General features: G+C 57.9%; 10 protein-coding genes. 9 read left to right on the forward strand and 1 reads right to left on the reverse strand.

What is annotated here, in order from left to right; genetic code table 11:
- The first annotated feature begins 21 nt into the window (after positions 1–21).
- From F6Y09_RS12915 to F6Y09_RS12945, 7 genes are all read left to right on the forward strand, one after another.
- Entirely contained in the window at positions 22–1470 is a 1449-nt protein-coding gene (locus tag F6Y09_RS12915) for a sensor histidine kinase (protein ID WP_152207333.1), read from the forward strand.
- Positions 1403–1873, forward strand: coding sequence for a response regulator (locus F6Y09_RS12920; RefSeq protein WP_179959411.1), 471 nt, complete (start codon positions 1403–1405; stop codon positions 1871–1873). The genes F6Y09_RS12915 and F6Y09_RS12920 overlap by 68 nt, the downstream gene beginning before the upstream one ends.
- Complete coding sequence (locus F6Y09_RS12925) at positions 1873–2256, forward strand: response regulator (RefSeq protein WP_152207335.1); 384 nt, start codon at positions 1873–1875, stop codon at positions 2254–2256. Before F6Y09_RS12920 ends, F6Y09_RS12925 begins: the two co-directional genes overlap by 1 nt.
- Entirely contained in the window at positions 2253–4418 is a 2166-nt protein-coding gene (locus F6Y09_RS12930; protein WP_152207336.1) for an EAL domain-containing response regulator, read from the forward strand. Before F6Y09_RS12925 ends, F6Y09_RS12930 begins: the two co-directional genes overlap by 4 nt.
- 172 nt (positions 4419–4590) lie before the next feature.
- Positions 4591–7656 (forward strand): EAL domain-containing protein, encoded by a 3066-nt coding sequence (locus tag F6Y09_RS12935; RefSeq protein ID WP_179959412.1) that lies wholly within the window; start codon positions 4591–4593, stop codon positions 7654–7656.
- Positions 7657–7879: 223 nt separating this feature from the next.
- On the forward strand, positions 7880–9343 hold the full coding sequence (locus tag F6Y09_RS12940; RefSeq protein WP_152207338.1) for a malate:quinone oxidoreductase: 1464 nt from the start codon (positions 7880–7882) through the stop codon (positions 9341–9343).
- Positions 9344–9380: 37 nt separating this feature from the next.
- The gene (locus F6Y09_RS12945) at positions 9381–11117 is read left to right on the forward strand and encodes an isocitrate/isopropylmalate family dehydrogenase (RefSeq protein WP_152207339.1); all 1737 of its coding nucleotides are present in this window, start codon (positions 9381–9383) and stop codon (positions 11115–11117) included.
- A gap of 141 nt (positions 11118–11258) precedes the next feature.
- On the opposite strand, the gene F6Y09_RS12950 is transcribed toward F6Y09_RS12945, so the two are convergent.
- Positions 11259–13160 (reverse strand): EAL domain-containing protein, encoded by a 1902-nt coding sequence (locus tag F6Y09_RS12950; protein ID WP_152207340.1) that lies wholly within the window; start codon positions 13158–13160, stop codon positions 11259–11261.
- 644 nt (positions 13161–13804) lie between these two features.
- On the opposite strand from F6Y09_RS12950, the gene F6Y09_RS12955 reads away from it, so the two are divergent.
- Together F6Y09_RS12955 and F6Y09_RS12960 are read left to right on the forward strand one after the other, a co-directional pair.
- Positions 13805–14401 carry a hypothetical protein gene (locus F6Y09_RS12955; RefSeq protein WP_152207341.1) on the forward strand — a complete coding sequence of 199 codons (597 nt, stop codon included), beginning with the start codon at positions 13805–13807 and terminating at the stop codon, positions 14399–14401.
- A gap of 1 nt (position 14402) precedes the next feature.
- Entirely contained in the window at positions 14403–24215 is a 9813-nt protein-coding gene (locus F6Y09_RS12960) for a DUF6603 domain-containing protein (RefSeq protein ID WP_152207342.1), read from the forward strand.
- Positions 24216–24223: the final 8 nt, after the last annotated feature.

Consider the following 24223-nt stretch of genomic DNA (forward strand, 5'->3'; position numbering starts at 1 on the left):
TACTTACCGGTGTAACTGTTCATGCAACAAGCTATTGACCACACGGGCCCTCCAGACATTGGCCCGGAGGATGAGCCCGGCGACGCCATCACCGAATCACAGCGGCAAATTGCAGAGATCAAGACCGGTGCCTTGCAGGACGCCATTTTTAACAGTGCCTATTTCTCCAGCATTGCCACCGATGAAAAAGGCGTCATCCAGATTTTCAATGTGGGTGCAGAGCGCATGCTGGGCTTTGCAGCTTCGGATGTGGTGAACAGGATCACACCGGCCGATATCTCGGACCCGCAGGAGCTTATCGACCGCGCCGATGCCCTGAGCCGGGAGCTGGGAGAGTCGATTTCGCCCGGGTTTGAGGCGCTGGTATTCAAGGCCTCCCGTGGTATCGAAGATATTTATGAGCTGACCTATGTGCGCAAGGACGGCAGTCGCTTTCCCGCTATGGTATCGGTGACGGCCCTGCGCGACCCCGACGAGCAAATTATCGGTTATCTGTTGATTGGCACCGACAATACTGCGCGCCAGCGTTGGGAGCGCACCCTGCAGGAAAAAAACGCCGAACTGGAACAGGCCAGCACCGCGCTGGCCACCATGTCCCATGAGCTGCGCACGCCCCTTAACGCCATCATCGGATTTTCGGAGGCGCTCAAGGACGGCCTGGTGGGCGACATTTCCCAAGATCAGCATGAGTACATTAACGATATTTTTACCAGCGGCCAGCACCTGCTGTCGCTGATCAACGACATCCTGGACCTGTCGAAGATTGAGGCCGGCATGATGGCGCTCGAACTCGAACCGGTCGATCTGGATACGTTGTTGTCGAACAGCCTGTCGATCGTCAAGGAAAAAGCCGCGGCCCAGAACATCACCCTTGAACTCGACATCGGGGAAGACCTGGGCGTACCGCTTCTCGATATGCGCAAGACCAAGCAGATCGTCTACAACCTGCTCTCGAACGCCGTTAAGTTCAGTCCGCCTGGCGCAGGCGTGACTCTCGGCGCCAGAAGGGTCGGGCGCACCCGCGTCGGCCAGTTGCCGGGCGAGTGGGCCATTCAGGGCTTCGAGTTAGCAGACAGCGAATACGAAGACTTCCTCGAAATTTGCGTCAGCGACAGCGGGATCGGTATTTCCGTCGCCGACATGAGCAAGCTGTTCATGGCCTTCAGCCAGATTGATAGTAGCCTGGCACGCCAGTATGAGGGCACCGGGCTGGGCCTTGCCATGGTCAAACAGCTCGCCGAATTGCATGGCGGAACAGTCGCAGTGGCCAGCGCCGAAGGGCAGGGTGCTCGTTTCGCCGCCTGGTTGCCGCTTCCCGTGACCGCAACCGATGGCAACCAAGAGAAGCTTGATGTTCTTGTCGGCGCAGCATCAGAGCATGCCGCCGAGCGCGTCCGTGATCATGCAAAAGCCCATCAGCCGGACTCACCTGCAAGCGTCACTGTCAGGTCTGGGGCTACAGCCCGATGAGCAAAAAACCCACACCATCCTGGTGGTGGACGATGATTCCAAGGCTGTCGAAGTGATTGCGGCATTCCTGCCCACCCCGGCTTACGCGGTGGTACGCGCCTATGGCGGGGCCGAAGCAATCACGCTGGCGCAGCGTTTGCGGCCGGACCTGATCCTGCTCGACCTGATGATGCCGCAGGTCAATGGCTTTGAGGTGGTCGAAGTCCTCCAGCGCAATCCCGCAACGGCGCATATAGCCATCCTGGTGGTGGCGGCCAAGACGATTACGGCGATGGACCGTGCCGCGCTGAGTAACAACCCGGATCAGGTCATCAATATTGTCGAAAAGTCGGTCTTTTGCCAGGTACGTTTTATCGCCGAAGTCCGGCGCGCGCTGCTGCCCACCAAATCGAGGAATCCCTAATGGCCAGAATACTTCTCGTAGAAGATAATTCGGCTAACACGAAGCTGGCATTGCTGCTCTTGCACAAAGTCGGGCACGAGGTGCAATGCGCAGTCGATGCCGAAACCGGCGTAGCCCTGGCACGCGCGGATAAACCGGACCTGATCCTGATGGATATCCAGCTTCCCGGTATGGATGGCCTGTCTGCGACCGCGCTACTCAAGGAGGACCCCGATACCGCACACATTCCGGTCATTGCGCTGACGGCAATGGCGATGAAAGCGGACAAGGAAAAAAGCGAGCTTGCCGGCTGCGACGGGTATATCGCCAAGCCCCTGCGCTACCCGGCGCTGTATGCAATTATTGATGCGCAGCTGGCCAAGTCCTATGGACGCAGCCGATGAGACGGTTGAGCATTACCAGCAATGTCGCCGCCGCCCTCACCGCGGAGCGTGCCACCGCCGCTACCGCCACCATACTCATTGTCGATGACGAACCAAAGAACTGCAGACTGTTGGATGCACTGCTTCGCCCGGAGGGTTACCAAACCGTCATGGCCGCCAGTGGTGAGGACGCCCTGAATATCGTCGCCGAACAATCACCTGACCTGATCTTGCTCGATATCATTATGCCTGGCATGGACGGCTATGAGGTTGCCCGGACGATTAAGGCGAACGAGCTGACCTCGCATATCCCGATCATTATGCTGACCGCGCAGATCGATCGTCAGGCCCGTTTGGACGGCCTTAGCGCGGGCGCGGAGGAATTCCTGACCAAGCCTGTGGATCGCGCCGAACTCTGGTTGCGAGTGCGGAACCTGTTGCGCCTGAAGACGCTCGGCGACTTTTTGATCAACCATAGCTTGAGGCTGGAGCGGCAAGTGCAGGCGCGCACCGCAACTCTGCAGCGTTTCCAGAGCGCCATGGATGCGACTGCCGATGCGATTTTTCTGATTGATCGCGCCAGCCAGCGCTTTATCGAGGTCAACGCGACAGCATGCAAGCTGTTTGGCTATTCACGGGAGGAATTTTTTGATCTCGACCCTGCCGAACTCAGTTCGATTACGCGGCAACAGCTCGGGTGTGAATTAGACGCCATTATTGCCGAAATCCCTGCCGGCTCTCACGAAGAGCTGTTTGCCACGCGCAAGGATGGTTCCCGGGTGCTGGTGGAAATGCGCCGGCACGCCATATGCTCGGGCGATTCCATGGTTATTGTCGGGGTTTTGCGCGATATCACCGACCGCAAGCAGGCCGAGCAACGAATGTATCAATTAGCCCACTACGACACAGTAACCGGGCTACCCAATCGTATGCTGTTTTACGAAACGCTCAGGCGGACACTGGTGCTGGCGACTGATAAAGCCATGACAGTTGCAATCATGTTTATTGATCTGGATCATTTCAAGAATATTAACGACACCATCGGTCATGCCGCAGGCGATGAGTTGCTAAGCCAGATCAGCGCACGGCTGCTGCATTGCGTGCGCGTACGGGACACGGTCGGGCGTCTGGGCGGCGACGAATTTGCCGTGATTCTCTTAATGCCGAATGGGCCGCAGGAGGCGCCGCGGGTCGCCACCAAGATCCGCTATGCCCTCGGCGCGCCGTTCAGCCTGCAGGGCCATGAGGTGACAGTGACGGCAAGCATCGGCATTACCCTCTACCCCGATGATGCTGACAACGCCGATACCCTGATCAAGTTCGCCGACACCGCAATGTATCAAGCCAAGCAGGCGGGGCGCGACACCTTCCGTTTCTTTACCACGCAGATGAATACCGAAATGGTTGCGCGGCTGGAGCTCGAAACGGCTCTGCGCCAAGCGATCGAAAATGATGAGTTTGTGCTGCATTACCAGCCCAAAGTCCAGTTCAGCAGCGGTCGTGTCGTCGGGCTGGAGGCGCTGCTACGCTGGGAGCGGCCGGGCCATGGCCTGGTGTCACCTGAGGCCTTTCTTCCGATGCTGGAAGAAACTGGCCTGATTGTAAGGGTAGGGAGCTGGGTGATCACTACTGTCTGCAAGCAAATTGGCGCTTGGATGCACACCGATATCGGCCCTGTTCAGGTGTCTGTTAACGTGGCCGGGCGTCATTTCCTGGAGGGCTGTCTGGAGGCAGATATACGTGCCGGTTTGAGCAAAAATGGCATTAATGGCGAGTTGCTCGAGCTGGAGCTGACTGAAAGCTCTCTGATGGCCGATTCTGAATGCACCATTACCACACTGAAAAATATGAAGCAGTTGGGTATTCAGATTTCAATCGATGACTTCGGCACTGGCTTTTCGAGCCTGGCCTATTTGCGTCGCTTTCCGATCGATAAACTGAAAATTGACATTGCATTTATCCCCAACATCATGAGCGTCCCCGACGATGCAGCCGTTGCGTTGGCGATTATCGGCCTCGGTCACAATCTGCAAATGAAAGTGATTGCCGAGGGTGTCGAAACAGCAGCCCAGCTGGAATATCTTCGGCAACACCATTGTGACCAATTCCAGGGCTACTATTTCAGCCGGCCTTTGCCAGCATCAGAGATAGAGACGATGGCGAGGCATTGGAATTGGAATTGATGCTGGCTGGCAACCCAGTACCTGGCTGCCACGTTTAGCGTCGCTCTACAGCGGCGCAGCAACAGGGTAGACTGGTCCCAAAGCCTATTTCCGAGATCCAAGCCGAAACATGTCAGAGCAAGCAAGCAGGACCACAACTTCTTCACTTGATTTTCTCGCGGACGGGGACGAAATGGGCCAGTTGATCCGCGACCATGACTGGTCCGATAGTTCACTGGGCTGCCCTCAACAGTGGCCACAATCCCTGCGTACCCTGGTGCGCCTTATGCTTAACACAGCGCAGCCGATGACGGCTCTGTGGGGCGAAGACGGCGCCTGGCTCTATAATAACGCCTTTCTCCAAGCTCTCGGCTCCGACCAGCACCCCGACTCGCTCGGGCAGCCTGCAAGTAAGGTCTGGCCGGAAACCTGGGCCGTGATAGGCGCAGATATTGGGCGCGTTATGGCTGGGCGGGGCACCGTCAGCCAAGTCAACCACAAGCTACGCTTTACCCGCCATGGTCGGCAAGAAGACGTCTGCTGGACATACAGTTTCAGCCCTGTAGATGATGCCAGTGCCCCCTTTGGGGTCGGCGGGGTGCTTGTAATCTGCAGCGAAGCCACAGAAGAGATCATTTTTGCCTCTCAGGCGCGCGACACAAAGGTTGACCAACTGACTCAGATGTTCAATCAGGCATCTGCGTTAATGGTGGCAACAAGTGGGCCAGACCATCGATATGAGTTCGCCAACCCCAGTCATTCGCAACTGGTGGGCCATCGTCCGGTATTGGGTAAAACTATTAGAGAGGCCTTGCCCGATGCTGTTGAGCAGGGCTTTGGCGACATGCTGGATCAGGTTTATTCCACCGGTGAAATCTACAGGGCAAAGCATGCAAGGTATGAGGTCCAACTCTCCCCGAATAGCCCGGCTACAGAGCGAATCCTCGACTTTGTTTATCGCCCGATATTTGGAGCGGACAGCACAGTCAATGGCATTTTTGCGGAAGGCACAGACGTTACGGATCAGGTCCGGGCCCAGGAAGAGCTGGAGCGGGTCAACGGTGAGCTGTCCGATACCTTGCGCCGGCTGAAAGCGACTGAGCGGAGAAAGAGTTTCCGTTTGAAACTGACGGATCGCCTTCGTTCGCTCCAGGGCCCGGTGGAGGTCATGGCCACTGCAAGCGAGTTGTTGGGCCGATTTTTGGGAGTTACCCGCGTATTCTATGGGGAATTTACGGAGTCAGGCAAAACCGTGACCGTAGGATCTGGATGGAGCAAGGAGGGCGCAGGCTCAATGGTTGGGGCCAAGCTGCAATGGGAGGAGTTGGGCCCTGTGGTTGAGGCTCAGGTCAAGTCTGTGCAGGTCTTTGCACTTGGAGATGTGACCAACGACGAGCGTTCTGTCGACTATCTCCGGGCGTACCAGGACAGAGACATAAAGGCGGTGCTGGCCATTTCAGTCACCAAGCACGGGTCGTTGCCGTTTTTGCTGGGCATACACGATTCCGAAATCCATCACTGGTCCGCAGAAGAAATAGCCCTTGCCAAGGATGTTGTGGACTGGACATGGGCTGCGATTGAATCCGCCCGTGTCCAGGCAGAGCTGCGCCGGGAGCGGGACCACAGCAAGCATATTCTCGACAGCATGACGGAGGGCTTCGGCTCAATAGCCGCTGACTGGACTATAACCCATGTTAATGCTGAAGCCATGCGTATTACCCAGCGTACCGCTTCTGAGGTCATCGGCAGAGACCATTGGGAGGTATGGCCGGAAATGCGCGGTACTGGTGTAGAAGACCTGTTCAATCGAGTGAGACGAACCCACGAGGCCGGCATTGTCGAATCATTTCACAAGCTTCCCGATGGTAGCGAAGCCTGGGTGGAAGTGCGGGCTTACCCAGCCCTCGATGAGGGACTCTCGGTTTTCTTCAGGGACATCACCGTGCGCAAGCAATCTGAAGAAGAAATTCGTCACGCGTCGCTGCACGACCTGTTAACCGGCTTGCCCAACAGGGCCATGCTGTTCGAATACGCAGCTCACCTCCTGCCCCATAACCTGCGAACCTCACAATATGCAGCGGTTCTTTTTCTGGACCTGGACCGATTCAAGCCTATCAACGACACTCATGGGCACGACATCGGCGACCAAGTTCTAAAGAAGATCGCCCAAAGACTTTCACGCAACCTCCGCGCTGAAGACCTGGTGATTCGTATGGGAGGCGACGAGTTTGTGGTTCTGCTCCAGGACATCAGACTGCCTTCCTATGCCGCAGATGTTGCCCGCCATCTCGCTCGGATAATTAGTGAGCCCTATGAGGTGGGTGAACTGGCGCTCTTTGTTTCGTCCTCCATCGGGATCAGCATTTTCCCTCGCGACGGAAAGGACATAGATACTCTGGTCAGCCATGCCGATGCGGCGATGTATCATGCGAAACAGGCAGGCCGCAATAATTACCAGTTCTATTCGTCAAAATTCGCCGCAGGCACCAAGCAACAGATCAGCATCGAACAGGAGTTAAAGCGGGCGCTTCATTCAGACGCCTTCCACCTGTGCTACCAGCCTGTTTTCGACATAAATACCTACGAAGTGGTCAGCGTTGAAGCTCTGCTACGTCTGGGTAATGATGAAATAGGCCCCGAGCGTTTTGTGCCGGTTGCAGAGGCCACGGGCATTATTAACCCTATTGGCCAATGGGTACTTGAAGAGGCTATCCGTCAGTCCAACGCATGGGTCGCCAACGGGCTACCGCCGATACCGATTGCCGTGAACGTCTCGGCCGTCGAGTTTCGCGACCGGGACTTTGTGAATCGTTTTAAACAGCTTATTAGTCGGCATGGCATCGAGCCTGCACGGCTGCAACTGGAGCTCACCGAAACCTCGGTAATGCATGACATTGATCAAGCCATCCGCGTCCTGTTTCAACTAAAGGCCCTGGGGCTCACCATTTTGCTGGATGACTTTGGTACCGGGCACTCAAGTCTGGCATACCTGACACGCCTGCCATTGGACAAGATCAAGATCGACAAATCATTCATCTTCCAATTGGAAGATGACGCAGGCAGCCGCGCTGTCGCCGATGCGATGCTCGCCCTTGGACGGACACTGGACCTTGAAGTGGTCGCCGAAGGCATCGAAACAACCGCTGCCCTGGACTACATACGCTCCCGGGGCTGCAGGCAGGCACAAGGCTTCCTTTTCTGCAGGCCCATGGCTGGTGAGGAGTTCGAGTCCTGGTATCGGGCTCGGACAAACCAGTAAAAAAGCGCCGGATTGACCAAGGGTCTCGGGCGCTCGATGCGCACACCTGCGTGTTGGCGAGCATCAAGCATTTATGGCCTGGAACGTGGTGTCAGAATTAACTGTTTCAGATGGATGGCAAGGACTGCAGCAGGTTTTCAGGCTATGCCGGAAGCATGGTACTTTCGAGCCAGAAGGCTCTGTTGACCAATTTCAGACACATTGACACTGGCGAGTAGACTCTATGAACGTAATCATCATCGGCGCGGGGATTATGGGAACCACTTTTGCCACGTTGGCAAAAGAACTGGCACCCGATCTGGATATCACCATTTTAGAGAGACTGGACGGTGCCGGGGCGGGAAACTCTTCGGCATTCTGGAACGCCGGCACGGGCCATGAGGCGAACTGTGAGCTCAACTATACCCCAGTGGATGAAGAGGTCATTTCGGTAGAAAAAGCTTTGAAGATCCATGCCCAGTTCAATGTTGCCAAGCAGTTTTGGGCTTACCTGATCGAAAAAGGCGCCATCAAAGACCCTAAAACGTTTATCAATCAAACCAAGCACTGCACCATCGTTTCCGAATCTGCCATTGAAGAACTGCGATTGCGATTCAAGGAAATGTCGGGTCATCACTTTTTTGAGCACATGCGTTACTCGGAAGACTTTGATGAAATAAAGAGCTGGATTCCCTACATCATGGACGAGCGCCCGCGCCATGAAAAGATGGCTGCTACCGTCATCGAAACTGGCACGGATGTTAACTTTGGTGCGCTAACGGAGCAGATGGCGGCGCATGCAGTTAACGATATGGGGGTCAAAATCGAGTATGGCACCCATGTCAAACGCGTTCACAAGAGCCCGACCGGGCGGTGGGTAATCGAGGCTGAAAACAAAGGGAAGCCTGTTCAACATAAGGCAGATGTGCTTTTTGTCGGCGCCGGTGGCGGTGCATTCCCACTTTTGAAAAAAAGCCATTTGCCGTTCCGGAATCGATTTACCGGCTTTCCTGTGGGCGGTCGATTTTTGCAGGCTACCATCAGCGAAGAAGAGGCCAGGCATTACCGGGCAAAAACCTATGGCAAAGCGAAAGTGGGCGCGCCTCCCATGTCCGTGCCGCATCTGGATTTGCGGGTGGTGAATGGTAAGCATTACCTATTGTTTGGTCCTTTCGCGTCCTTTAAACCGGTTCTTGAGAGAGGTCGTGGATTTTTTGATTACCTTAGCTCGATTCGTCTGCATGATATCCCTGGCTTGCTGAATGTCATCTTAGAGCATTTCCCCCTGGTTAAATATTTGGTTTCAGAAACCTTCAAAGGCGAAAAGAGCATGTTAGAGGAGCTGGACAGCTTTGCTCCGGGCTTGAGTAGAAAGTTTGACTGGAAACCGATCGAAGCCGGCCAACGCGTGCAAATCATCAAAGACGGGGATTTGCAGATGGGCACAGAAATCCTCGTGTCCAAGGACAAGACTTACGGGACTTTACTGGGGGCATCGCCCGGGGCGTCGGTTTCGCCCGAGGTTATGTTGCGCTGTCTGGAACAGTTGTTACCGTCTATCTTTTCTAAAGAAGACGCCAAGAAAAAGAAGCATGAGATTTTTCCGGAGGATGACCTGGATACATTGATCAGCCAGCCGGATCGATACCGGGAGATTCGCGACGCCGTCAACCAGAAGCTGGGGATAACCCGGTCCGAGGCACAATAAGATCGGCCTACACTGCCAATACCGCAGGGAGAAATCTATGGACAGCAGGATTAATGTGACCTCGCCTTTGGTCATCCTTCACGGCGACGAGATGGCTCAGGTTGCTTTCGAGCAGATTCTCGAAAAATTCGTGGCCGCGCGCCTGGACATCCAGCTCGAGGAAATCGACCTGTCTGCGGAACACCGCCTGCTGACCAATGGCCAGGCAGTGATTGAGGCCATCGACGCCCTCCAGCGCCATGGCGTGGGGGTGAAGAATGCCGGCATGACCGTTAACCGCCAGCAACTGGAGGAACTGCTCCGCAAGCACCCCGAAGTGGATTCCGGCAAGCTTCACCCACTGGCCACCAAATCCCCCAACGGCGCCATCCGCAAGGGCATCAGCGGCAACATCACCCGTGAGGACATCCAGTTCCGCAACCTCAAAATCAGCCGGCCGGACTGGATCGGTCGCGACATCGAAGTAGACACCATGGAGTTCGGCGGGATCAAGGAAAGCTTCAACCAGCTCTCCCAGGCCACGGGGGTGGTCAAGCTGATGTTCGTGGGCAGCAGCGGCGACCCGGTGGAGCTGCACCGCCGTGAGATCCGCAAGGGTGACCCCTGGCTGCTGGCCACCAACGATGTGGAGGACGTCAGAGCCTGGGCCCACCGTTTCTTCCAGCGCGCCATTGACGAGAAACGGGACGTCTACCTGGGGCTGAAAGACACTGTCATCCCTGGCTATGACGGTGTCATGCGCACGGTGATTGAAGACATCTACCACAGCGACTACCGTCAACAGATCAAGAATCTGGGGCTGAACTACTACTATGAGCTCATCGACGCCCAGGCCGCGCGCATCGTGTCCAACCCGCCAGAGCGCGCGCTGTGGGGGGTGCCGGACAACACCACCGGGCGCAAGCTGTTCAAACTGGTCAACCAGCTCCGGGAGTTCGGTATTCCCAGCCGCGGTGCCCACGTGTCCATCTCCCGCATGAGCGCCGGCGGCGGCGACCAGTACGGCAGCTTCAACATGCCGGCGCAGGAAGACGGCATCCTCAAGGTGATCGTTGACGGCGAAGAGAAACATGCCCGCCGGGTCAGCAAAGGCGACTCCATGCTCCTCATGTCCAACGACCATGAAGCGATCAAGGACTGGGTGGCCCAGGTGTTCCGTGACGCCTCCCGCAAAGACAAAGAGGTCTACTTCGGCCTCAAACGCGAGTACATGGAATACGACGAGGTCTTCAGCAACGTCATCACCGAAGTGCGTCGGGAACTGGCCCGGGAGCACACGCCACCGCCGTCTTTCATGATCATGCGCCCCTCGAGCCAGCTCAAAAAGATGATCACCGATCCTCCGAGAAATGCACTCTATCCTTCCCAGAACCTGGACGGCGACATTTTCTCCGATATCTCCGCAGCTCTGGGCGGTAGCCTTGCCACCGCCAGCTCCATCATCGAGAGCAAGGACGGCACCATGCTCTTCGAGGCGCCCCATGGCACCGCCCATGACCTCTACCTGAAATACCTGGAGAGCGACGGTCGCGAAGCCCACTTTAACCCCTCCGCCCTGATTTTCGCCCTCGCTAACGCCCTTGAAACCCTGGGTGAGCGCGAAGGCAATGCGCCCCTGAGTGAATACGCCGTCAACCTCAAGGCAGCACTGACCGACACCGTCGACAGGGGCATTGTCACCGCAGACCTCAAGGGCAAAACGGTCGACCCGGGTTCGGAGCAGGTGGTGGATATGGCAGGTTTTCTAAAGGCTGTAGAAGCCGCGCTCGAGTAATCTCCAGCCGGCCACTCGATGACTGAAGAGGGTGGGTGTAGGTGAGATTGACCAGGTTTTTTTTAGGACTGTATTTTAACGCGTCAGCGCCTTTGCTATAAGCGGTTTGCAACTCGCCCCTGACCGAATTCGCCGTCAACCTCAATGCTTGAAGGCAGAAATATCGGTCATTGTGACCAGTACACCATCCCCCAGTCGGACAGCGGTAATGCGCAGGCTCAGGTCCATGCCCTCATGCAGGTAGTGAGTCTCCATCTGCAGGGGCGTACCGGTTTCGACCACGGCGCAATAGGCCTGAAAAATGCCTTCTTCCTTGGTTCCCGGATGTATATCCAGCAGATGTTTTCCGATCAGATTGCTGGCCGAGTTTTCAACGATTTCACACATACGATGATTGCACTTGCGAATGTGAAAATCCGTGATGGTGCCACCCTCGTTACGAATCGACTCCAGCACACCGAGCCCGTCCAACGTGGTATCCATGATGGCACTGAGAAGGTCGTGGCCTTCTTTCCAGTTGGTTACTGGGCTTTCGGTGCTATCCATTCCGGAAAACAGGTCCGCGTCGCTGGCCGCCCGGGCCGCGGTCTCCAGTTTGGGTTCACAGTACTCCATACTGGCCCATAGTCTGCCTTGCAGGGTATCGCAGCCCAGCTCCTGTAGGTAGGAAACCTGCTCTCGGGTGGAAACGTTGTCGGCGGTTACGGACAGTCCCAGCTGATGGGCCATAACGATCATCGACTCAATGGTTGTCTGGTGATGACGATTGTCCAGGCAACCATCAATTATGGTGCCGCTGATTCTGAGTGTATCCATGGGATAATGGCTGAAATGCTGGAGGATGGAACTCGCACTTGCAACGCCGGCAACGGCAAGGCGCACGCCCCGGGCCTTCAGGAGTCTGACCGCGTTTTCGGTCTGCCGAGGAAAACCTGTCAGAGAGTCTTCGGAGACTTCCAACTCAAGCATCTCTCCGGGAAGCCCACTGACCGCGAGCGCCTCATCGACCCGGGCAATCAGGTCGGTACTTATCAGGTCACTGGCGGAAATTGGAACCGTCATCCGTAGCCCGGAACCCGGAACAACATACCACCCCATGGCCTGGCGGCAGGCCCCGGCCAGCAGCCAGCGACTGATGGCGGCACTTTGGCCTGTCTCCCTGGCGGCTTCCATCCACCGGTTCGGCGCCATGATACCGAAGCTGTCCGAATGCCAATGAGGTACCACGGACACGCCTACGACCTGGCGGGTCTGCGCGCAGACCACCGGGCGGAAATGCAAAACCATTTCACCACGGCTCAATGCTCCCTCCAGGGCAGAGTATAGTGTCTCCCGCTCTGCGGAGGCGGGAGCCGTCAGCTGGGCCAGAATCTGGTCACAGGTGTCCTGGGCGCGCTTATCCTGAGCTTGCAGCTCAGTCTTGGGCTGACCGCCATCGGGCTGCTGACATAGCGGTGGAATCCCCTTTGTCCGATGTTTGTCTGTCGTGGGAAAGGATGCCTCCGCCGGAAGAACATGGGAATGATGGCTGCAGATCGCTGCGAACGCCTGCTGTCCGCCCTCCTGATGAAAAGCATAGAGATCGTAGCCGCATAGCAGGGTCAGTGGGAGGCGCTCACAGGCCTTATGCCAGAAAGCTTCCAACTGCACTGCCGCGGCAGGATTGCCGCCATCGCACAAGAGATTGACCAGCTCACCAAAGGCCCTCACCGGCTGTGACGGCGACGTCTCAATATGGGTAAGCAACTGTTGCCGGAAAAGAGAGTGGACCGGCACTCCATTGCGCATGATGCGATCAAGCATGGCTCGGGCATCCAGGATAACCAGTTGCCCCTCAGCAATCAGACTGCTGGTATCCACACCGTCCGCTGCCAGTTGCTCAAGTAGCGATTCGCGATGGGGCGGAGTCAGTAACGCCACAAGCCGTTCACCGGCATCAGCGCCGGCCCGGAAATAGTCGGCGACGACTTTGGTAAGCCGTGTGTCGTCTTGATAGAACTGGACGACGTGATCATGAGGCTTCGCTTGAATCGTGGTCGGCATGCCTGCTTTATCCCCATCATATCTTATTATTTTCGAGCAATTCAGTCGTCCACTGCACGGTACCACTACTGAAAGATTCTGGTCTGCACTCTGTCAGAAGATGTCGATTCGCTATCTAATTTGCATCATATGACAGTTGAGACGCAAGTATGAAGAATTTAACCAGCGATTCTTGAATTCGAGAGGCAATCCCCCATTTTGTTACGCGTTCAGCTTTCAATCGACGACTTCTGCACTGGCTACCCAAGCTTGGGGGACAGCTTGAAAGGCGTGCTGGTTCGCGTCGATAGCGCAATGTATCGGGCCAAAAAGGCTGGCCGCGTTCGGGTTTTCCGATAAAAACCAAGGGCTGGTAGACGACCACGCAACGTTCTGAATTTGGCGTACCTGGCCAGGAACCGGGGTTTTTCTACTCCGGCATCCACTGCCAGAATTTTACGCCAATTTTTTGCAAACTTTCAGTCTCTGCATATACTGAAACTTGTCATAGCAAGAAATCATGACGCTGTTTGCTGTTACTGGGCCGCTGGCCCAAATCCGCGCAACAGGGTTTTGATTGTGCAGTCCGTGCAATCTGAGGAAAGGAAGTTGATCCTCTGCCGGTCAGTGATCCCGCGCACTTTTTGGCCGCAAGGGGGATTGCTATGGCAACTTCCGTTCAGCTCTCCTCGATCGACTTCAGCCGATTCGACTGGTTGAAACGCATTGATACCGGTTTGCTGCTTGATATTGGCAACCGGTCTCCCGATCTGCTCTCTATTCCCACCAAAGATGCCCAGCGGATTCTCAGTGAAACCGTTCGACTGGTATTGGATCTGCCCCGGAATTCAACGCCACTGGTGGTCTGGACCCAGGGCGCCAGCGAGCTTCTGATTCACAGCGACAAAACCCGCATCGGTCTGTCCAGTGGCGTGGTAACACTGCGCATCACCGTCGAGTGCGAGGAACACGGCAAGCTGGTCATCCCGGTACCCATCGGCGTGGGCACCAAACAGGCGCCAAGCGGACTCGTTATGGCCACTTTTGGGGATCTGGAAGGCCCCGCTGAACTGGTTGCAGCCTGGAGCGATGCCATCATTGCGTTTGCGTGGGAAGCGTTGCTGGAGATTGCTCGCGTGATCTGTTCGGAGGTGGGGAATGATAAGCGGGGATTGCCATTGGTTCCAGGATCAATTGGTGCCTCTTCGAACCGGCTATTGTTGCAACCGGTTGCCCGCTTTTCGTTGATGCCGGAGGTCTGACATGGGCGCAGGCCAGAATCTGGATGTGTTTTCGACCCTGGCTGAAGCCGTTGGATTGACCCGCGATGGCGAGCTCCAGGGGCCGTGGTTTCAGGATCCGCTCGGTACCCCAACCGGGAGCAAGCGTGGCCTGAGCTCCATGATGTACCTGGACGATCAACGTGAGGCCCTGATTGCCTTCGTTGACGACGTGCTGGGCTCCCCTGACCGGGACACAGAGGGTGATGCCACCTGGGTACCCCTGTTCAAGGATTCTGGCACCACCATTTTTGTGGTGGTTCGACAGGCCTGCGATGGCGCGCGAGTGGGCTTCGGAATCGAATACGAAAGTGGGAGCGAAACACCCTCCGTAGCGGTTCGTGCCCACGTGCCGGTGTTCCAGTTTGCGCGCGAAGGCGCCGGCCCACTGGATTCCACCGGCACGGAACCTGACTGGCTGGTCCTTGGTCGGGCAGACGCCCGGATCGACATCTCCCTGGACGTTGGCATCTCCAACGAGACACCGACCCCGGGCGAGTTGTTCATCGGTGGCGTCTGTCTGGCGGTTAAGGTTCCAACCGATGCTTCCGGTGACCTGACGTTCAGTGTTGGTTTCCGGCGGCTCCAGTTACCTGGCAGCAGCGTACCGAAAGACTTCGATCTCACTGTCGATTCAATCGACGAACTCGGCGGCGAATTCCTCGAGTTCATGACGGGCCTTATCCAGGCGCAGGCGGAAGCACTGGATACATCAGATACCGCCACAGCTCCGTTCGCCGCCCTGACGGCTTTAGCCGGTCTCAGATCGGTAAACCACATTCCGGCATTTCCTCTGGAAGAACTGATTTCGAGGGGAATTCCGGCAGTTACACACTGGCTTGAATCCATCCTGGCAGATACCGACGCCCGGAACGCCTGGCTCGGGCAATGGTCCGCATTGGTTGGCGGAACGGTCAATACCACTCGCAGCGGGATCGAGTTCAGCGATGGCCAGCTAACCGGGGCGGTGGGTCTGCGCGTCGAGTCCTCCTCGGGTGGAGGCCTGATCATCACGCCGTGGCTGGAGGGTGCATTGCGCCCGCGGTCCGGAGCAGAGGCCAAGGCTCAGATTGATCTGTTGATCCTGGAGACCCTCACTTCATCCGTCAGGGCTTTGCCCAACCTTTCCCTTTCAGCGGTCTTTGGACAGGAGGCAGGACTGGGTTCAGGGCTCCTCCCGGATGATCCCGGGCTGGGCTCGGTCAAGGTGGGCCTGGTGCTGTCCGATGGCAGGCCCGCTTTTGCCCTGACGGCCCATGATGTGACGTTGGGAGGGGTGAGTCACGAGGTGCTGGACCTGTCCAGTCCTGAGGCGGCACTGGACGCCGCTGGTGGCGTGGTTGATGGCGCTCTGGTTGCCGCCCTGAACAGTCTGGGACGGCCCGGGGAAATCTCTGCCTTGCTTTTAGGGCTTGATCCGCCAGTCGGTATCAGCGGCCCATCGGCCATAGATCTGATCACCGACCCGATTGGCAAGACCTCCGCTTACTGGAACGCTTTGCTGGGATCGCCCACATCAATGACTGTTGTTTTGACTGCAATACAGGAGCTTATAACAGGTTCTTCGATTGAAATTTCAGGTGATGGCACAGCAGGGAATCCATGGCAAATCGATCTCGATCCGGTAGCTATTCTTGTCACCCGGGATGATGACTGGCTTCACTTCGACCTTCAGGCGGCGGTAGAACAGAGCGTCTTTGAGGGAAAGACCGCGGATGTGTTTGTTGAAACGCGCCTCCTTAAACTGAACTTCAGTAGTCCGGCGGTTGAATTTTTCAGTCGCTTTAAAGCCGGCACGCGGTTACGGGAATCGGGTGGGGACGATCTCAGGCTGGATCTGGGGCCGATGGACCTCATCGCCCGCTCGGTGGGCGTATCGGTTGGCTGGAGTGCCTCCGGGGGGATGAGCGCAGCGGTGGAGGCACCGGAACTTCACATTGAGCTTGAGGCCGCTCAGGACTCCAGCAGTACGACGATATCGGTATCGGTTCCGCTGCCGGAATTTCATAACGATGGCAGTGTGACCTTTGCGCCGGACTGGGAGGCCCTTGAACAGGCCATTGCGGCGCTGCTGCAGCGTATGGAATCACCCATAATCAACGTTGGCCTTGACCTGATGGGCTGGCCGGGTAATGGCGCACGTCTGTCACTTTCCGCATTGCTCGCTGATCCAAAATCCGCCCTGGAATCGTGGATGGGGGATCTTGTACTTCACTGTGACCATGTACGCCACGCCATGAGTCCGCTGTGCTATCTCCTGAGTGGCTTCAGGCAATGGGCCCCACTGGGTACAGGCAATGAGCGGAGACCATTCCGGGCAGCAATAGCCACCGAGCCACAGGCACCGGGACTGGCGGCATGGCTGGATCCCGGTTGCGCCATCCCTCATGGTCGCTATGAGCCCGCCGCCGGATACTTCGATTACAGCGAGCCTCCGGAGCCTGCAACCATGGCCGCGGCCCTCAGATCCGCAGGAACCGAGCTGCCGGATCTGGATGATTTGATGACAGGCAGGGATAGCCTGGCTGATGGTTTCCGGGCGTTGCTGGACCGGTTGACGGGCACCGATGGTCTGCTTGGCAGGCCTGCATCTCTGCCGGACGGAGTCATCGGTGTCGACCTGACCGGGCTCAGTTATCGCGAGTTGATGGCCTATGGTGTCCTGAATCTGTTGCCCCAGGAGGCGGCTGGTATTGCCCCGGACTCGGTGGTCTATGTGGGGTGCGAAGATATCTGGGCTGATTGTTTCGGAACACACAGTTTCGACGTCCGCACCACCGCCGGGAACCCGGCTCTTCCCGCCTCAGCTCTGGGACGCTGGTCGGTTTGTCTCCCCAGCCCTGCGGCCGCCGCAGCGGCAAGACCCGATCGTGCTCCGGTCGAGGAGCAAGCTCAACGGCTGGTCACCGTTCTTGAGGACCGATCCGTTGCCGTTACTGTCGTTGCCTTCGGAGCGGCGGGCGCAGCAGCACTCAGGGCGGCCAGCACCCTAACGACCGTGGAACAGGTAATCACGGTTGGCGCGCCCTGGGGTCCGGTGTCATTCAATGGATTGAGCTCGGGGCTGAGTGGCGACGCCCTCAGGCTGATAGATCTGATTCGTCGCCTCAATGAGGAAACCCTGGCAGAAGAGGAAATCGCCGGCGAGTCAGGGCCAGCGCTGCAATTCGGGTATGTGATCGACCGGGCCGTTGTCGCAGCAGGATTTTCAGCCGAACAGCTGGGTGAGCTGCCACGAGCCGATGAGCAAACCCGTCGCGCGGGAATGCCCGTCCACGCCGTGTTTGGCGCGCTGGATGTGGATACCCTTGAGTCCGGTATGGCGGCATTGGTGGCTGACGCGATTGAATACCGGTACCAACAATTTGAAACGCCTGAGACCCCGCCCCGAAAGCTTCACCTTGGTGTCGACCTTCCGGTCTTTGACGCTGACCTGGGCGGTGTGTTGGTTGGCGCTGGCGCGATTCTGGAGCTTGCCACTTGTGACCGGGGAGCGAGCGGTGACGGCTTTGCGGTACAGACAGAGCGCCAACTCATTGTGGACCTGCATTTCGGCGTTCATGACGGTTGGCTGATTGGCGGGCCGGGCGCGGAACAAAATGATATTGAGGTCCGTTGGATTTCCGCCCGACTGTATTTGCCCCTTCAGGGCAGCGCTCGCGTTTCGGGCGCCCGGATAACGCTTCATGAGGCCAGCTGCTTCGGTATTCGCAGGGAGCGGTGGGTGATTGAAAACGGAGCGGAGTTGGCGGGCTCCACCCTGCCAACGCCAGAGATCCACCTGATCATGGCCGAAGTGGTGGCGCGTCTGTCGTCGGCATCATCCTCACTGACCCAATTATTGGCCGATATCGGACTGGTTCAGGCCGGGGGTTATAACCCGGAGGGTCTGGATGAGCTTATCGTAGACGCGGGCACTGCAGTGTCTGCGGCACTGGGCAGTTCGGCCGGGTCAATGGCCAGTGCCGCACGAGCGCTTGGCGGGTTTTCCGGCACCGGTGCTGAAATCTCGTGGACCATCGATGCCGCCACCATCACCGTCAACCTGGCAAACCGACACATCCGTGTGGAGGTAGACCATACGGCTGCGGATTTGTTGCCCATCTCTTTGTCCGTCGAGGTCTCTGCGGCATCGGCATCGGTATCAACCGGTCTTGGACAAATTCTGGAAGACGCAGGCGGGCTTCGGTTAACAGGAGGTGCCCAGACCGGGTCCGCATCCGCACGTCTTGGGGTTGAATGGCGTCTGCCGGGTGCTCCTGCAACCAGAACCATTGACCTGCTCGCGCCAGCGCAGCCTGAAGACCTCGCAAAGCTTGGCGCCGCTCTGATACCCGCAACCCTTGTTGCCGGATTTGCTGACTACCTTCGTGACAACGCCTCTGAAGACGCCCGGCAGGAAATTGAAACCTTGCTGGACGGCCTCGGTTTGCTGGCGCCAGCCTCTGAACTTCCAACCCGACGAATCCTGTTGCCATGGGCGCTGTTCCTCGCCCCGGCGGGCTGGCTGAAGTCCGGTGCCCGGCATTGGGCACTCGACCCCTTTGGCCAGTCTGTGCAAACCCTGAATGCCGTGGGGCAATTACTGATACCAGGGTTTTCAGGGGATGGGTTCCAGGTCAGTGATGAAGTCGGTGTCGCCTACGGTGTCAACGGTGGCCGGCTCGAGCTTGGTGTCACCATCGACGCCAGTCATTCGCTCGGGCCGACGCCGGTAAACATTGCCGTTGCGGGTGGTTTATCGATTATGACGTCTGGAGCCGTCACGCCATTGATGGCGACGTCCGTAACGTTTGATGGCAAGGGTCTGTCACTGAGGGTTTCTCCGGAGGTGCGCATTGACCTGATTCGGGCGGCTCCCGCTGCGCCGATGCCTGTCTACCCGTCCGGACCGGGACTGGGCTCTCTTCTTTCCACCGGCGCGGGTATGGCCATTCCGGTGGTCCTGAACGCGCTGATCGCCGAGCGCAGCGATCCGTCGCCGTCGCTGACAAAAGATGTAGCCGCAGCGATTTTTGAGCTGGGCAGCGCCCTGGACCTGCTTGAGTCAGACCAGTTCGCTGACGCCAGAATACAGGTGTTCGCCGCTAACCCGGCCAGCATTTTGTTCGCCCGACTGCCGAATCTGGTGGGGTCTGCCATCAGTCAACTGGCGAATGCTCTTGACCCATCGGGCACCCTTGTCAACGCAACATCGGTGGCGGCGGGTATTTTCCGGTTGGCCCTGGGTAGCTCGGATCCGGTGGAATTCATCCTGGATGCCAGCAGCGCAGGACCCGCCATTGAAGTCTCGGCCTCCCTGTCGATTACCAACGTCGGAACCATCGGGTTTGACCGGGTCCGAGTAAGCGAATCAGGCGTTCAGATGTCGGTGTCCTATACAGCCTCCGGCTTTGACGTCGGCAATGGCCTGATGCTGCGTCCCGTTGCCCGTGTGGACGCGGGCATCTCCGGTTCCGGCTTTCAGCGAATGGCGGGTATTGGTCTGGTGACCGATGGCGTGGGTGTCCAATCCGTGCAATTTCGCTGGGCGCTGAACGAGACCCCACCGAGAATTGCCCTGGTCGAGACGAGTCTGACCGGAGAGACCGAGAACACCGATCCCGCCTCAGTGGGGCTGGCGCTTCTTTCCCAGGCCATATCCATGGCCGCCGGAGTTACGCTCGATGCCATGGGAACATTAGGCACGGATGCCGTTGATGCACTGCAGGATGTTCTGTTTACCGGCGGGTCCGCCACCCTGGATCCAACCTTGTTTGACGACTTCTCAGATCCTGAGGCCCTGCTGAAGCGGGTGTTCCAGCTTGGTTTCAACCTGGCCGATAATAACCTGAAGATCACCATCGACAACAAGGTCGACATCGGATTTACCCGCAACGGCAACCTGGCGGGTATTTTCCTCTCCCTGCCGGAAGGTGAGCGAATAGCACTGACCAGCAGCGACCCCACCGTGGATATTGAAGTGGTGGCAAGCTGGATCAACTCGCCGGGCATTGCGCCGGGATTGTCGATATTTCTGGTGGAAAAAGTGGGCGCCAGCTTCGCGCTCAATGCAGGCTTTTCGCTTGCCGGTCTTGGTGTCCGGGTTGGTAAGAATGCCGGTCCGCTCCTGAACCTGGGCATCATGAGCATTGATGCCATCGGGGTCCACGTTTACGGCGAAGCGGTTCCCGCAGGTTTGGGCGGTGGCGTCCGGGTACAGCTTGACGGACTTGCCATTGTTCCCTCGGCAGCCGGCGGGGATAACGCTGTCGCCAACACCATCATGAGTGATGCGGGCAAAGATGCGTCGCCCTCCGCCCGTCCGGCGTTCAGCCCGTCACTGGCTATTCAGCAAGTACCGGGGCAGGACCTGGGGATTTCTCTTCGCGCCGGCGACCCGCCCGGTCCATGGTGGCTGGCCATTCAGAGACAACTCGGGCCGCTCTACCTGGAGCAGTTCGGCTTCGACGTAACCGAGGTGAATGGCAACGTCACCGGCATTTCGCTGCTGTTTGATGCTCGGCTTTCCTTGTTTGGTCTGACTGCCTCAGTAGAGGAACTCGGGCTGCACTGGCTGGGCGGGGACCTGTTTGAGCTGGATAACTGGGCGGTAGACCTCCAGGGGCTCGGGGTGTCGGGAGACTTCTCAGGCCTGTCGATCGCCGGTGGCCTTCTGAAAACGAACCTGGATGGAAAAATCGGCTATGTTGGCATGCTGATGGGCCGGTTCGGTGTCTACGGACTGTCACTGTTCGGCGGCTACAACGAGGACAACGGCTTACCGTCATTCTTCGTGTTTGGCGCCATTCAGGGTCCGATCGGCGGGCCACCGGCATTTTTCCTTACCGGGATCGGCGGAGGGCTCGGAATAAAGCGGGGCTTGCGCGTACCCGACGATCTGTCCCGGTTTGGTGACTACCCCTTTATCAAGGCACTGGACCCGGCAGCCAGCGTGTCAAGCGACCCACTGCAGGAATTGCGGCAACTGGCGGCCTACTTTCCGCCGGAGCCGGGAAATTTCTGGTTTGCAGCGGGCATCAGCTTCACCAGTTTTTCATTGGTGGACGGTATTGCGGTGCTTTCGGTTTCCATTGGCGATGGCCTGGAACTGAATCTGTTTGGTCTGGCGAGAATGGCGCTCCCCAGACCGCAGGCCGCTCTGGTCTCGATCGAGTTGGGGCTGTTAGCTCGGTTCTCGTCGTCGGAAGGGCTTTTCGTAATACAGGCACAGCTTACCGACAACAGCTGGCTGCTTTATCCGGAAGTGCGTCTGACCGGGGGTTTTGCCTTTGCGACCTGGTGGCTGGGGCCAATTGCCGGCCAGTTTGTTCTGACACTGGGCGGGTATCATCCCAGCTTCCATCGTGCCGGTTATCCGATAGTTGCGCGGCTCGGGCTCCAATGGCGCGTCTCCAATTCGATTGTCATTAAGGGTGGGGCCTACTTCGCGCTGACTTCTGAGGCACTGATGGCCGGTGTCGAAGTCGAGGTCAGTGCGGATTTCGGATTCGCCTGGGCGCGAATCGCGTTTGGTGCCAATGCGATTGTGTATTTCGACCCTTTCTATTTCATGGCGGATGCCTATGCAAGGATATCCGCAGGTATCAGGATCAAAACCTTTCTTGGCACTATCCGGATCAGCATCAGTCTGGGCGCCCGAATTGAAGTGGAAGGGCCGGATTTCCGGGGCAAGGCGACCATCGAAATCGGGCCTTGCGATATCAGGGTCAGGTTCGGAAGCTCCCGGGAGATTCGTGGGATATTCGTCGATTGGGACGGTTTTGTACCCAAGTATCTGGAGGAAACCGGACCGGGCAGGGCGCGAACACTGTCCGGCGCAGCCGGCAAGGGCAGCTTGCCCGCCTCGACCAATGGCGACACCTCGGCACCATCGAGCGACGGCAGTCGGGAAAAGCCATTTGAAGTCTTTGCCGAATTTGAAGTCTCGGTTGTTGCCACGGCCCCGGTGACCAAATTTGATTTTGATGATCCGGCCGTCGACAAAACCATAACGCCGAGGCTGCCCGATGGAACCCCCGTTGCCATGGGCCTTAGCCCTATGAATGCGTCCGGGCTCTCCGGCACCCTGAAGCTCCGGCTTGAAAGGAATGCCGGAGGCCCCTGGGTAGATCGTACCGCCGACCTGCGCCCCCTGGTCGAAGGGATGGTTGACGAAAAAGACACCGAGGAAGGCCCCACCTATGGCCTGGAAGCCTTCCCGATCGGTGTCTGGGGAACACCTGAAGACCCGGATCAGCCTTCAAGCCCGCTGCCAAAAGGCGACGTCATATTTGCGGGTAGCAGGCTTAAACTTGTCGCTGCGGCCGACATGAGCAGCCAGACCGGCCCGGAAATCGATTACTACCGGGTCGAGACAGGCCGCCGGCCTCTGCCCTTGTCCGCTACCGGCAGTAGCCGCCTGGCAAATCTCGACCGCGCCGTTGGCATGGGGCTTTCTCCCGTTGCCGCCTCTGTGCCCGAAGCGTTCAACGAGGCCAGGAAATACCTGTTCGCTGCGCCAGCGGGAGCCACACCCGATGGCCTGCTCGCCGTCGGCTCACGGAGCGTAAAAGCTCAGGCCATCTATGAAAACTCAAGAACGGCACCGCCTTTGTTTGGCACCTTGATGGATGGGCTGGAAGCGGAAAACTCCGGGAGTCCCGCTGTGAGCCAGATGGCGACCGCTAACCCCGTTGGCATCCGTCAACCCGACAAGCCATTTGTGACCGGTTTCATGGCCAGCGGCGCTGGCGTTGCTCTAAGGGCTGCAACCACCTCGGTTTCAGATGGGCGCATCAAACGCAGGCCCGCACCTTCAACCGAATCGGTGCGAGGACGCCTGGGCCGGAGCTTACCCATCAAGCTCAACCTTACCAACGCGCCCTCACGGATCGGTGACGATACTGTTGTGCTCAGAGGTTCGGTGCCCCGCACCAATGTGCCAGGTCTTTCGCGGTCCTACCTTGGTGGGCGGGTAGGCTCAGGCGCCGGAACTGGTTTTGTCCGGGGTCTCACCTCCGGCCCTGCTCCACAGGCACCCCAATCGAGCCTTCGTCCAGGGGATTTTGTGACCCTGCGATGCCCGGATGCCGCGATTGACTCGGGTGTCACCCGGCCTCGGCTGCGCATTTCCGGGTCCGCCCGGGTGGTCATGTTGCTTGGTAACGGTGCCGTGCTGCACGACTTGCCGGTGACAGACACGGTACTGGACGTGCCGGTCCACACGGCACTCATTGCGGTGCAGGCCAGTGGCGGTGATGACGGTCGCGCTACCGGACTCCGTGTGGAAGGTTGGCACGATCAGTCACGTCTGATCCGGTTGTCCGGTCGTTCGGCCCTGGGGGCTGGATGCGTGCTCACCCTCAACGGCGCCAACAGTCGCCCCCGGGTAGGCTGGCACCTGGCGCAGGATCTTGCTCGTGGTGCCGCATCCGTTTCAACCCGATTCGCCGCTCAAATCACTTGTGTTGGTGTTGTTCTGAAAGGGGCCAGCGCGCGCGCGGCAAGCGATGTGGAGATTGAGTTGTATGGTGCGACTCATCGACGTGATCCAGTCGAACCCACGGTGGTTCAGGCCGGTTCCAGATCCGTTCTCTTGTTCGATGTGATCCCCAATGGCGGAAATTCCGGCGTTTCAGTGCGCGCTATTCAAGGTGGTGCCAGGGAGATCGCGGGCATGATTGCGGCGGTTTCTGATGCAGATTCCCTTGCAGAGCTTGTCGCCGAAAAAGGGTTAACAGACACGGTGTCGCGCTTGCGGGCGGTATCGGGCGAGCGCTGTGACATCGAATGGATTCCGGTACAGGGGCCGTAAAACCGGAT

Origin of the sequence: Marinobacter changyiensis (genome assembly GCF_009193265.1) — a bacterium.
Taxonomy (GTDB): Bacteria; Pseudomonadota; Gammaproteobacteria; order Pseudomonadales; family Oleiphilaceae; genus Marinobacter; species Marinobacter changyiensis.